The sequence below is a fragment of the Pseudomonas sp. MPB03 genome (assembly GCF_046605385.1).
GTDB classification, from domain to species: domain Bacteria; phylum Pseudomonadota; class Gammaproteobacteria; order Pseudomonadales; family Pseudomonadaceae; genus Aquipseudomonas; species Aquipseudomonas zanjanensis.
Window position 1 is genome coordinate 5241709 of sequence record NZ_CP176770.1, and the last position, 11862, is coordinate 5253570.

Sequence of the window (11862 nt, forward strand, 5' to 3'; positions counted from 1 at the left end):
AGCTGATCAACCAGCGCCCGGCGCTTTTTCCGCCGACCGGTGATGCCCGGCCTGGCGGGGAATTAATGAGTCCCCCCTGTGGGAGCCGAGCTTGCTCGCGATGGCGGTGGGTCAGCCTGCATTGATGCCGAATGCTCCTCCGTCATCGCGAGCAAGCTCGGCTCCCACAGGATCAGCCAGCGTTTCCAAATCAGTTGGATCAATCGTCGAACTGGCGCCGTTCGTTCTCGATCGCTTCGGCCAAGGCGCGGGCTTCGGCTTCTTCGTCGCTCAGTTCGGGTTCCGGCGGCTGGAGGGCGGCGACGGCGGCCAGGAGTTTTTCCCGGGCTTGGGCAACGCCGAGGATATCTTCTTCCGGTTCCGGTTCCGGCTCCGCTTCTGGCTCTGGTGCCACCGCGCTATCGGGCTCCGCCAGCTCATCCGAGTCGCCCTCAGGACCAGGACCTTCCCGCAGCAAGTCGTCGAAATCAGTCTTCAAGCCCTCCTCCATGGTGTCCAGCTCCAGCAACAACGAGTGGAAACTGGTCTCTTCCTTCGGTTCCTCAGGCTCGGCGCTGGCGTCCGCCAGTTCCTGCAAGCCCTGGGGCACCGGGGCGTCGTCGAACTCCAGCATCGGTTCGGGTTCCAGTTCCCGCAATTCGGCCAGCGGCGGCAGGTCGTCCAGGTTCTTCAGGTTGAAGTGATCGAGGAAGGCCTTGGTGGTCGCAAACATCGCCGGTTTGCCAGGCACATCGCGATAACCGACGACGCGGATCCACTCGCGCTCCAGCAGCGTCTTGACGATGTTGCTATTGACCGCCACGCCCCGCACATCTTCGATCTCGCCCCGGGTGATCGGCTGGCGATAGGCGATGAGCGCCATGGTTTCGAGCAGCGCCCGGGAATAGCGCTGCGGCCGTTCCTCCCACAGGCGCCCCACCCACGGCGCGAACTTCTCGCGGATTTGCAGGCGGTACCCGGACGCCACTTCCTTGAGTTCGAAAGCCCGCCCCTCGCAGGACTTGCCCAACAATGTCAGGGCTTTCTTGAACACGGCCGGCTCGGGCCGCTCGCCTTCTTCGAAGAGTTCGAACAGGCGCTCCATCGATTGCGGCTTTCCCGAGGCCAACAGGAAAGCTTCAAGCAAGGGGGCCAGCTCGCGGGGTTCAGTCAGATTCATTGATTTGCTCGTTATTCGGCTCGTGCCCGCACGTGGATCGCTGCGAACGGCTCATTCTGCACCAGCTCGACCAAGGATTCCTTGACCAATTCCAGGACCGCCATAAACGTCACCACCACCCCCAACCGCCCTTCCTCGGCGGTGAACAGCTCGACGAACGGCACGAAGCCGCCGCCCTTGAGTCGCTCCAGCACATCACTCATGCGCTCGCGGGTGGACAGCGCTTCGCGGCTGACCTGATGACTTTCAAACATATCGCCCCGGCGCAGGACCTCGGCCATGGACATCAGCAACTCTTCCAGGCTCACGTCTGGCAGCAACTTGCGCGCCCGCGCTTCGGGCGCATCGAGCTTGGGCACCACCACATCGCGCCCCACCCGGCTCAAGCCGTCGATGCCTTCGGCGGCGGCCTTGAAGCGTTCGTATTCCTGCAAGCGGCGGATCAGCTCGGCTCGCGGGTCGTCTTCTTCCTCTTCGACCTCTGCCGAGCGCGGCAGCAGCATCCGCGACTTGATCTCGGCGAGCATGGCCGCCATCACCAGGTATTCGGCGGCGAGTTCCAGGCGCACCGACTGCATCAACTCGACGTAGCCCATGTACTGGCGGGTGATTTCCGCCACGGGAATGTCGAGGATGTTGATGTTCTGTTTGCGGATCAGGTACAGCAGCAGGTCAAGCGGGCCCTCGAAGGCTTCGAGGAACACCTCCAGCGCATCCGGTGGAATGTACAGGTCCAGGGGCATTTCCATGACCGCCTGGCCATAGACCATGGCGAACGGCAACTCCTGCTGCGCGCCGGCCTGGCTGTCGACATTGTCCACGGCGGTTTCCACGACGGACATTCAGGCCTCGACCATGAACGGCGTCGGATCGCCGCAACCGACACGCACCACCTGGGGCTCGCCATCGGCCAGGTTGATCACCGTGGACGCCGACATGCCGCCGAAACCACCGTCGATGATCAGGTCCACCTGATGTTCGAGTATCTGGCGCATCTCATAGGGATCGTTCAACGGCTCGGTCTCGCCAGGCATGATCAGCGTCACGCTCATCAGCGGCTCACCCAGTTCCGCCAGCAGCGCCAGGGCGATGGGATGGCTCGGCACCCGCAGGCCGATGGTGCGCTTTTTCGGGTGCAGCAACAGCCGCGGGACTTCCCGCGTGGCATTGAGGATGAAGGTGTACGGCCCCGGCAAATGCGCCTTGAGCAGGCGGAAGGTGCCGGTGTCGATCTTGGCGAACAGGCCCAACTGCGACAGGTCGCTGCAGATGAGCGCGAAATTGTGCTTGTCGTCCAGTTGACGCAGGCGTCTGACACGCTCCACGGCATTCTTGTCGCCGATCTGGCAACCGATGGCGTAGGACGAGTCGGTGGGATAGACCACCACGCCACCGCCACGAATGATTTCCACGGCCTGTTTGATCAGGCGCGCTTGCGGGTTTTCCGGATGAATCTGGAAAAATTGACTCACGTGTTCTACCTGTTCAGACGGCGGCGATAACGGGATCATGTTTGAATCTACACCAGAGTGGTGGCAGATCTTCCGGCAACGGGCGGTATTCGCCGATCTCGGACCAGCCCCCAGGGCCATGGAAATCACTGCCGGCGGTGACCAGCAGGCCGAACTCACGGGCCAGGATCGCCAGGCTGCCGACCTGCTCGGCAGGCTGATGGCCGTTGACCACCTCGATGGCATGGCCCCCCGCTTGAATATAGTCGGTGACCAGGCGTCGGCGCTTGCTGCGGGTGAAATCATAGTGCCATGGATGCGCCAGGCTGACCCAGGCACCCGCTGCCCGCAGGGTCTGGACGGTGTCTTCCAGGGTCGGCCAATGCTGCTTGACGTCCCCCAGCTTGCCGGCCCCCAACCATTTGCGGAACGCTTCGGCGCGGTCCTTGACGAACCCTTCGCGCACCATCCAGTCGGCAAAGTGTGGCCGGGCCGGTGCGTTGCCGCTGTCGCCCAGTTCCTGCTGGATCTGTCGGGCGCCGTCCAGCGCACCAGGCATGCCCTTGAGGGCCAGCTTGCGGCTGATCTCTTCGGACCGCAGCCAGCGCCCGTCGTGCAGTTGTGCGATGGCCTGGACCAGCGCCGGCGCATTCACATCGAAACCGTAGCCCAGCACATGGATGGTCGCCCCGCCCCAGGTACAGGACAACTCCACCCCGTTGACCAGCTGCATGCCCAGCGCCGTGGCGGCGCCGCGGGCCTCGTCGAGGCCTTCGAGGGTGTCGTGATCGGTCAGGGCCAGGACTCGCACGCCGTGCTCGAACGCCCGCGCCACCAGAACCGCAGGCGCCAGGGCACCATCGGAGGCCGTGCTATGGCAGTGCAAATCAACATTCACGAGAGTTTGTTACCTCAAATCAGCTGGCCCTATCGCGGCCAAGGATGTTTGTTATTATGCCGCCACATCCTGCTTCTGGCTGCCACTGTGAAACAATTCATCGATTTCATCCCGCTCCTGCTGTTCTTCATCGTCTACAAACTTGATCCCCGCACCGTCGACTTCGCCGGTCACTCCTTGACTGTAGGCGGTATCTACAGCGCCACCGCAGTCCTGATCATCAGTTCCCTGGTGGTCTACGGCGCGCTGTTCGTGTCCCAGCGCAAGCTGGAGAAGAGCCAGTGGCTGACCCTGATCGCCTGCCTGGTGTTCGGCAGCCTGACCCTGGCGTTCCACAGCGAAACCTTCCTCAAATGGAAGGCCCCGGTGGTCAACTGGCTGTTCGCCCTCGCGTTCATTGGCAGCCATTTCATCGGTGACCGCCTGCTGATCAAGCGCATCATGGGCCATGCCATCAACCTGCCAGACCTGATCTGGACCCGGTTGAACATCGCCTGGATCGTGTTTTTCCTGTTCTGCGGCGCCGCCAACCTGTTCGTTGCGTTCACGTTCCAGGAGTACTGGGTCGACTTCAAGGTCTTCGGCAGCCTGGGCATGACGCTGCTGTTCCTGATTGGCCAGGGTATCTACCTGTCCCGTCACCTGCACGAAGCCGACCCCACCACGCCCAAAACCGAGGACTGACATGCTCTACGCAATCATTGCCACCGACGTCGCCGACTCCCTGGAAAAACGCCTGGCCGTGCGCCCAGCCCACCTGGAGCGACTGCAACAGCTCAAGGCCGAAGGTCGCATCGTGCTGGCCGGCCCGCACCCGGCGGTGGACAGCAATGACCCGGGCGCCGCGGGTTTCACCGGCAGCCTGATCGTGGCCGAATTCGACTCCCTGGCCGCCGCGCAAGCCTGGGCCAAGGCCGATCCGTTCGTGGAGGCCGGCGTCTACGCCGAGGTCGTGGTCAAGCCGTTCAAGCAAGTCCTGCCGTAAATCCCAGGGCAATGAGCCTGCGCGGCTCATTGCCCTGTTGCTCATCTTTCTCGTTCGCCTGCCGACAACCTGTCTAATCTCGATTGGAATTCAGGAGTTGCAATGCGCAAAGGTCCGTTGTGCCTGTTGTTGGTCTCGTTGGCGATCGGGGCGCCTGCCCATGGCGAGGAAAGCACCGAGGGCAGTCATTCGGCGCCCTTGTCCCTGAGCGCTGGCGGCCAGATCGCCGAATTGCAGCAACGCTTGAAAGACAGCGAGCGCATGCGTGAAGCACTCACCCAGCAACTCCAAAACACCAACGGCGAACGGGAAAGCGCGCTGGTGGGCCGGCTGCGCCAGGAGAACCAGCGCCTGAAACTGCAACTCAAGGAAGCCCAGGCCAGCCCCCTGCCGCGCCTGTTGACCGATCAACAGCAGTGGTTCGTCATTGGTGCCGGGGTAGCGCTATTGGCCTTGCTCTGCGGTATCTTTGCCAGCGGTGGACGTAGACAACGTCGGCAATGGCTAAATTGAGTGAGTCATGAGCGAGCTGTTACTGATAGATGATGACCAGGAGCTGTGTGAGCTCCTCGTAAGTTGGCTGAGCCAGGAAGGGTTTCAGGTCCGCGCCTGTCACGATGGCCAGAGTGCCCGCAAGGCCTTGGCCGAAACCGCCCCGGCTGCCGTGGTCCTGGACGTGATGCTGCCCGACGGCAGTGGCCTGGAACTGCTCAAGCAATTGCGCAGCGATCACGCGGAGCTGCCGGTGCTGATGCTGTCGGCCCGGGGTGAACCGCTGGACCGTATCCTGGGCCTGGAACTGGGGGCCGACGACTACCTGGCCAAGCCCTGTGACCCACGGGAACTGACCGCCCGCCTGCGCGCCGTGCTGCGCCGCAGCCATCCGACGGCCGTGTCCAGCCAGATCGAACTGGGTGACCTGACCTTCAGCCCGGTGCGTGGCGTGGTCAGCATCGACGAACAGGAACAAACCCTCACCGTGTCCGAAAGCCGCCTGCTCGAAGCGCTGCTCAAGCAGCCGGGCGAGCCGCTGGACAAGCAGGAACTGGCGCAGATCGCCCTGGGCCGCAAGCTGACCCTGTACGACCGCAGCCTCGACATGCACGTGAGCAACCTGCGCAAGAAAATCGGCCCCCACCCCGACGGCCGCCCGCGCATCGTGGCGCTGCGTAGCCGCGGTTACTACTACAGCCTCTAGAGGTTGTCGCTGCGATTACAGCCAGAGGTGGCGGCGGCTATCACAGCCTCTGGAGACTTTTGTGGCGAGGGAGCTTGCTCCCGCTCGGTTGCGCAGCAACCGCAAAATCCTGGGGCCGCTTCGCAGCCCAGCGGGAGCAAGCTCCCTCGCCACAAGAGCCGCCCCCCTGGATCTTGTGTTGTCCTGCAGATTTGTCAGGCCTGCACCAAACCGTCTTTACCCAAGCTTTACCCACCCCTGACCGCCGCTGACCTTGATCTCCGTAATCTGCACACATCCGGAACTGACCGGGAATGAGACAAGGAGACACACCATGCGCAAGACCCTTATCGCTCTGCTGTTCGCTGCTGCCCTGCCGACCGTGGCCATGGCCATGCCTGAAGGCCCTGGCCCGATGGGGCCGATGGACGGCCCGCGTCACGGCGGCCAGATGCACGACAAAGGCCCGTACAGCCAACTGGACCTGAGCCGCGAACAACGCCAGCAGATTCGCCACATCATGGGCGAACAGCGCCACGAACAACGGGAACTGGTCGACAAGTACCTGGCCAAGCTGTCCCCAGCCGACCAGAAAGCCATGCAGGACGAAATGCAAGCCCGGCACCAGAAGGTCGACGCCCAGATTCGTGGATTGTTGAAGCCTGAGCAGCAAAAAGAATTCGACGCGATCCAGAAGAAACAGGCCGAGCGTCGCGCCGAGTGGGCCGAATTCAAGGCCTGGAAAGCGCAACAGCCGCAAAAAGCGCAATAATGCGCTGAAGTTCCCCCAGCCCAACGGTCAAGCGCCGTTGGGCTTTCTTTGTTTTCGAGGATTTATCGTGCGTTCATTGTTCTGGCGCATCCTGGCCAGTTTCTGGCTGGCCATCACTCTGGTTGCAGGCCTTTCGATCCTGATGGGCCACATGCTGAACCAGGACGCCTGGATCCTCAGCCGCCACCCGGGGCTCAATACCCTGCCCGAAGAGTGGACGCAGACCTACGAAACCCAAGGCGAGGACGCCGCCCAGGAAATTCTGAAACAGCGCAAGCGCCAGTATCACATTGACGTCCAGGTGTTCAACGAAAGCGGCGACCCGGTGGTACGTGGCACTTTTCCCCATCGCGCCGCCGCCTTCGAGGCTCGGCAGAACAACGACGACCGCCGCCTGCCCTGGCGCCGGCTCACCGACGAGTTCACCAGCGCCAAAAGCGGCGACACCTACCTATTCATCTACCGCATCCCCCATCCCGAACTGGACGCCTGGCACCGCGGCAGTCTGCTCTGGCCCCTCAGTGCCCTGGGGATCGCGTTGGTGGTGCTAACTCTGTTCAGCTTGTTGGTGACGCTCTCCATCACTCGTCCGCTGAGTCGACTGCGCGGTGCGGTGCATGACCTGGGCCAAGCCACCTACCAGCAGAACAGCCTCGCCAAACTGGCCAACCGGCGGGACGAGTTCGGCGTATTGGCCACCGACTTCAACCGCATGGGCGCGCGTTTACAAAGCCTGATCGCCAGCCAGCGGCAACTGCTGCGGGACGTGTCCCACGAACTGCGCTCGCCCCTGGCCCGGCTGCGCATTGCCCTGGCATTGGCGGAACGGGCCAGCCCCGAGGAGCGTGAAAAGCTCTGGCCGCGCCTGACCCGTGAATGCGATCGCCTGGAGGCGCTGATCAGCGAAATCCTGGTCCTCGCCCGGGTCGATGCCGACAACGCCAGCGCCGAAGAAGTCGACCTCAACGCGCTGCTGGTCACCCTGCAAAAAGATGCGCAGCTGGCTTCACCGGAGCAAACCGTGCAGCTTGAAGCCGAGGCGGACCTGACTCTCAAGGGTTGGCCGACCATGATCGAGCGAGCAGTGGACAACCTGCTGCGCAACGCCCAGCGCTTCAATCCGGCCGGGCAATCGATCGAGATGCACGCGCGGCGCCAAGGCGAACGGATCCTGGTCAGCGTACGTGACCACGGGCCCGGCGTTGAGGCCGAACACCTCGGGCAATTGGCCGAGCCGTTCTACCGCGCCCCCGGCCAGACCGCCGCCGGCCATGGCCTGGGCCTGGCCATCGCACGCCGTGCCGCTGAACGCCATGGCGGTGCGCTGGTGCTGGGCAATCATCCCGAAGGTGGTTTCATTGCGACACTGGAACTGCCGTTGGTGCCGGGGGCTGTCGTCCAGCCGTAAGCATTGCAAATACCCCCTGTGGCGAGGGAGCTTGCTCCCGCTCGGTTGCGCAGCAACCGTAAAATCTTGGGGCTACTTCGTAGCCCAGCGGGAGCAAGCTCCCTCGCCACGGGAAATCAAACAAGGCGAGTTGAGCGGCGTGGCCAAACCCAACGGCAAGCGCGCCCCCTCAAACCAAACGATAATTCCTCTTATTCAAACAGCCCCGCCCTGTTAGACTTTGCGCCCTCGTTTTCACTCATCCCCGGGACGCCCGATGCTGTCGTTGCCTCTTCGTTTATGTGCACTGTTCATGGCCCTGGGCCTGAGTGCCTGCGATGATGCCCCGCGTTTTACCCAGGCCGAACCGGGTGAAGCCCGTTCCGGTGGCGCCGTGACGGTCCGCAAGAGTGATCAGAACGCCTTTTCCCTGCCCTCGGCCAACCTGCCACCCTCGCGGCGCGTGGATTTCAGTGTCGGCAACAGTTTCTTCCGCAGCCCCTGGGTGATCGCCCCCTCGACCACCACCGCCCGGGACGGCCTCGGGCCCTTGTTCAACACCAACGCCTGCCAGAACTGCCACGTCAAGGACGGTCGCGGCCATCCGCCGGCGCCGGATGCGACCAGCGCGGTGTCGATGCTGGTGCGCCTGTCGATTCCCGACGCACCCGCCTACGCCAAGGTCATTGAGCAACTGGGCGTAGTGCCAGAGCCGGTCTATGGTGGGCAGTTGCAGGACATGTCAGTGCCCGGCGTCGCCCCCGAAGGCAAGGTGCGGGTCGATTACACCCCGGTCCCGGTGCGTTTCAAGGACGGCACCGTCGTCGAATTGCGCAAGCCAATCCTGCAGATCACTCAGTTGGGATATGGCCCGATGCACCCCGACACGCGTTTTTCGGCCCGCGTGGCACCGCCGATGATCGGCCTGGGCCTGCTGGAAGCCATCCCCGACGAGGCGCTGCTGGCGAACGCCGAAGCCCAGGCGCGGGAGAACGATGGCATCGCCGGTCGCCCCAACCAGGTATGGGACGATGTGCAGCAGAAGACCGTGCTGGGACGTTTCGGCTGGAAAGCCGGACAGCCCAACCTCAACCAACAGAACGTCCACGCGTTTTCCGGCGACATGGGCCTGACAACCAGCCTGCGGCCGTTCGACGACTGCACCGAGACCCAAGTCGACTGCAAGCGTGCGCCCAGCGGCAATAGCCCGGACGGCGAACCGGAAGTCAGCGACAACATCCTGCGCCTGGTGCTGTTCTACAGCCGCAACCTCGCGGTGCCGGCCCGTCGCGACGTGAATTCCCCCCAAGTGCTGGCAGGCAAGAATCTATTTTTCCAGGCCGGTTGCCAGTCCTGCCACACACCGAAATACACCACCGCCGCCAACGCCGCCGAGCCGGAACTGGCGAACCAAGTCATCCGCCCCTACACCGACCTGCTGCTGCACGACATGGGCGAAGGCCTGGCCGACAACCGCAGCGAATTCAAGGCCAGTGGCCGCGACTGGCGAACCCCGCCGCTGTGGGGCATCGGCCTGACCGAAACCGTCAACGGCCACACCCAGTTCCTGCATGACGGCCGTGCCCGCAACCTGCTCGAAGCCGTGCTGTGGCATGGCGGCGAAGCACAAGCGGCGCAGCGACAGGTTTTAGCGTTCGATGCCGAGCAGCGCGCTGCGTTGCTGGCCTTTCTGAATTCCCTTTAAATGCCTTTTCCAGAAATGGGAGCCTGACATGTTCCGTCCCAAATTGTTGTTCACCAGCCTCGCCGCCCTCGCCCTCGGCGCCTGCTCGCCCCAGGATCCGCAAGCCGTCACTTCGGCCGCCATCGCCAAGCAAGTGATCCTGCCGACCTACAGCCGCTGGGTCGAGGCCGACCGGCAACTGGCGACCAGCGCCCTGGCGTTCTGCCAAGGTAAAGAAAACCTGGAGACCGCCCGCGCCGACTTCCTCAAGGCGCAAAAAGCCTGGGCCGAGTTGCAACCGCTGCTGATCGGGCCGCTGGCCGAGGGCAACCGCGCCTGGCAGGTGCAATTCTGGCCGGACAAGAAAAACCTGGTGGGTCGTCAGGTCGAGCAATTGGTCAACAGCCAGCCACAGATCGACGCCGCCGGCCTGGCCAAGTCCAGCGTGGTCGTGCAAGGGCTGTCGGCCTACGAATACCTGCTGTTCGACGCGAAAATCGACATGGCCGACAGCGCACAGAAAGCCAAGTACTGCCCGCTGCTCATCGCCATTGGCGAACGCCAGAAACAGCTGGCCGAAGAGATCCTGTCGGGCTGGAACAGCAACGACGGCATGCTCGCCCAGATGAGCAAGTTTCCCAACCAGCGCTACGCCGATTCCCACGAGGCCATCGCCGACCTGCTCCGTGTGCAGGTCACTGCCCTGGATACTTTGAAGAAAAAACTCGGCACGCCGATGGGCCGCCAGAGCAAAGGCGTACCTCAGCCATTCCAGGCCGATGCCTGGCGCAGCCAGTCGTCGCTGCAAGGGTTGGAAGCCAGCCTGGGCGCGGCCAGGACCGTCTGGGTCGGCGTGGACAACAAGGGCCTGCGCGGCCTGCTGCCGAGCGACCAGAAGCCATTGGCGGACAAGATCGACGCCGCCTACGATGCCTCGTTGAAACTGTTCGCCAGCAGCCAGCGCTCGCTGACCGAAATGCTCGGCGACGATGCCGGGCGCCAGCAACTCAACGATTTGTACGACAGCCTCAACGTCGTCCATCGCCTGCATGAAGGCGAACTGGCCAAGGCGCTGGGCATTCAACTGGGCTTCAATGCCAACGACGGTGACTGATCATGTTTCGACGTCAGGTCCTGGCACTGGGCAGCTTGCTGCTCGGCGCCGTCACCCTGGGCGGCTGGACGCTGTTCAAGCAAAAGGACAAGCACCCACTCTTGCTTTCGGCACGGGACGATGGCGACGGCAAGCACTATGCCGTCGGCTATCGACTGGACGGCACGCGGGTGTTTGCCACCCAGGTCGGCCAGCGCTGCCATGACATCATCAACCATCCGACGCAGCCGATTGCGCTGTTCGTCGCCCGTCGCCCGGGCACCGAAAGCTACCTGATCGACCTGCGCGACGGGGCGCTGCTGCAAACCATCGCCTCGTTGCCGAACCGGCACTTCTACGGCCACGCGGTCATCCATAAAAGCGGCGAATGGCTGTATGCCACCGAGAACGACACCACCGATCCGGGACGCGGCCTGTTGGGCGTGTACCGTTTCGACGGCGAGCGACTGGTGCACAGCGGCGAGATTCCCACCCATGGCATCGGTCCTCACCAGGTGTCGTGGATGCCCGATGGCGAGACGCTGGTGGTCGCCAACGGCGGCATTCGCACCGAGGCCGAAAGCCGGGTCGAAATGAACCTCGACGCCATGGAGCCGAGCCTGGTGCTGATGCAACGCGATGGCACCCTGCTGAGCAAGGAAACCCTCGCCCAATCGATGAACAGCGTGCGCCACCTGGGCATCGCCAGCGACGGCACCATCGTCTCCGGCCAGCAGTTCATGGGCGCAGCCCACGAATCGTCGGAACTGGTGGCGATCAAACGGCCAGGACAACCGTTCCAGGCATTCCCGGTCCCCGCAGAGCAATTGCAGGCCATGGGGCACTACACCGCCAGCGTTGCCGTACACAGCGACTTGCGCCTGGTGGCCCTGACCGCCCCCCGCGGCAACCGCTTTTTCATCTGGGACCTGGACAGCGGCGAAGTCCGCCTGGATGCGCCCCTGCCGGACTGTGCTGGCGTGGGCGCGGTGGCCGACGGTTTTGTCGTGACGTCGGGCCAAGGCCGTTGTCGCTATTACGATTGTCGGCAGACACAACTGGTTGCAAAACCACTGGATCTGCCGGCGGGGCTCTGGGACAACCATTTGCATCTGGTCTGACGCCGGGGAGCGAAGCCGATCGGCGCCGAGCGCCTCGGTTTTTCGGAAAAGTCCCACGCTCCACCGTCCCGCCAGCATCTGGAATAGCCCGCACACTCAGAGTAATGTGCCGGCCTATCTGTATTTTCTCTCGGC

Annotated in this window: 13 protein-coding genes; 9 read left to right on the forward strand and 4 right to left on the reverse strand. The window is 63.4% G+C overall.

The window, feature by feature from the left end:
• Positions 1-199: 199 nt before the first annotated feature.
• The 4 genes from scpB to ACLH0I_RS22675 all read right to left on the reverse strand — a co-directional run bounded on the left by scpB (position 200) and on the right by ACLH0I_RS22675 (position 3508).
• Positions 200-1159 carry an SMC-Scp complex subunit ScpB gene (gene scpB / locus ACLH0I_RS22660; RefSeq protein WP_411385438.1) on the reverse strand — a complete coding sequence of 320 codons (960 nt, stop codon included), beginning with the start codon at positions 1157-1159 and terminating at the stop codon, positions 200-202.
• An 11-nt stretch (positions 1160-1170) separates the two neighbouring features.
• Positions 1171-1869, reverse strand: a complete 699-nt coding sequence (locus ACLH0I_RS22665) for a segregation and condensation protein A (protein WP_186706403.1) — start codon at positions 1867-1869, stop codon at positions 1171-1173.
• Positions 1870-2001: 132 nt separating this feature from the next.
• Positions 2002-2631, reverse strand: a complete 630-nt coding sequence (locus ACLH0I_RS22670; protein ID WP_186706291.1) for an L-threonylcarbamoyladenylate synthase — start codon at positions 2629-2631, stop codon at positions 2002-2004.
• Positions 2632-2644: 13 nt separating this feature from the next.
• Positions 2645-3508: a PHP domain-containing protein gene (locus ACLH0I_RS22675; RefSeq protein ID WP_411385439.1), complete on the reverse strand. Its 864-nt coding sequence runs from the start codon at positions 3506-3508 to the stop codon at positions 2645-2647.
• Positions 3509-3595: 87 nt separating this feature from the next.
• On the opposite strand from ACLH0I_RS22675, the gene ACLH0I_RS22680 reads away from it, so the two are divergent.
• From ACLH0I_RS22680 to ACLH0I_RS22720, 9 genes are all read left to right on the forward strand, one after another.
• A complete protein-coding gene (locus ACLH0I_RS22680) occupies positions 3596-4192 on the forward strand; it encodes a septation protein A (RefSeq protein ID WP_250963921.1) in 597 nt (198 codons plus the stop codon).
• A gap of 1 nt (position 4193) precedes the next feature.
• Positions 4194-4493, forward strand: a complete 300-nt coding sequence (locus ACLH0I_RS22685; RefSeq protein WP_250963920.1) for a YciI family protein — start codon at positions 4194-4196, stop codon at positions 4491-4493.
• Positions 4494-4595: 102 nt separating this feature from the next.
• Positions 4596-5006 (forward strand): translation initiation factor 2, encoded by a 411-nt coding sequence (locus ACLH0I_RS22690; RefSeq protein ID WP_186706295.1) that lies wholly within the window; start codon positions 4596-4598, stop codon positions 5004-5006.
• A gap of 7 nt (positions 5007-5013) precedes the next feature.
• Positions 5014-5691, forward strand: a complete 678-nt coding sequence (locus ACLH0I_RS22695) for a response regulator transcription factor (RefSeq protein ID WP_207964883.1) — start codon at positions 5014-5016, stop codon at positions 5689-5691.
• Positions 5692-6004: 313 nt separating this feature from the next.
• Positions 6005-6442 carry a Spy/CpxP family protein refolding chaperone gene (locus ACLH0I_RS22700; protein ID WP_411385440.1) on the forward strand — a complete coding sequence of 146 codons (438 nt, stop codon included), beginning with the start codon at positions 6005-6007 and terminating at the stop codon, positions 6440-6442.
• A gap of 67 nt (positions 6443-6509) precedes the next feature.
• Positions 6510-7850 (forward strand): ATP-binding protein, encoded by a 1341-nt coding sequence (locus ACLH0I_RS22705; protein ID WP_186706298.1) that lies wholly within the window; start codon positions 6510-6512, stop codon positions 7848-7850.
• Between the two features lie 256 nt (positions 7851-8106).
• Positions 8107-9534: a di-heme oxidoredictase family protein gene (locus tag ACLH0I_RS22710; RefSeq protein WP_411385441.1), complete on the forward strand. Its 1428-nt coding sequence runs from the start codon at positions 8107-8109 to the stop codon at positions 9532-9534.
• A gap of 28 nt (positions 9535-9562) precedes the next feature.
• Entirely contained in the window at positions 9563-10627 is a 1065-nt protein-coding gene (locus ACLH0I_RS22715) for an imelysin family protein (protein WP_250963916.1), read from the forward strand.
• A 2-nt stretch (positions 10628-10629) separates the two neighbouring features.
• The gene (locus tag ACLH0I_RS22720; protein ID WP_411385442.1) at positions 10630-11727 is read left to right on the forward strand and encodes a DUF1513 domain-containing protein; all 1098 of its coding nucleotides are present in this window, start codon (positions 10630-10632) and stop codon (positions 11725-11727) included.
• The last annotated feature ends 135 nt before the right edge of the window (positions 11728-11862 follow it).

Coding starts and splice junctions, on each gene's coding strand:
- scpB (WP_411385438.1), bottom strand. CDS start 1,159: ATGAATCTGACTGAACCCCGCGAGCTGGCCCCCTTGCTTGAAGCTTTC.
- ACLH0I_RS22715 (WP_250963916.1), top strand. CDS start 9,563: ATGTTCCGTCCCAAATTGTTGTTCACCAGCCTCGCCGCCCTCGCCCTC.
- ACLH0I_RS22710 (WP_411385441.1), top strand. CDS start 8,107: ATGCTGTCGTTGCCTCTTCGTTTATGTGCACTGTTCATGGCCCTGGGC.
- ACLH0I_RS22695 (WP_207964883.1), top strand. CDS start 5,014: ATGAGCGAGCTGTTACTGATAGATGATGACCAGGAGCTGTGTGAGCTC.
- ACLH0I_RS22720 (WP_411385442.1), top strand. CDS start 10,630: ATGTTTCGACGTCAGGTCCTGGCACTGGGCAGCTTGCTGCTCGGCGCC.
- ACLH0I_RS22690 (WP_186706295.1), top strand. CDS start 4,596: ATGCGCAAAGGTCCGTTGTGCCTGTTGTTGGTCTCGTTGGCGATCGGG.
- ACLH0I_RS22700 (WP_411385440.1), top strand. CDS start 6,005: ATGCGCAAGACCCTTATCGCTCTGCTGTTCGCTGCTGCCCTGCCGACC.
- ACLH0I_RS22685 (WP_250963920.1), top strand. CDS start 4,194: ATGCTCTACGCAATCATTGCCACCGACGTCGCCGACTCCCTGGAAAAA.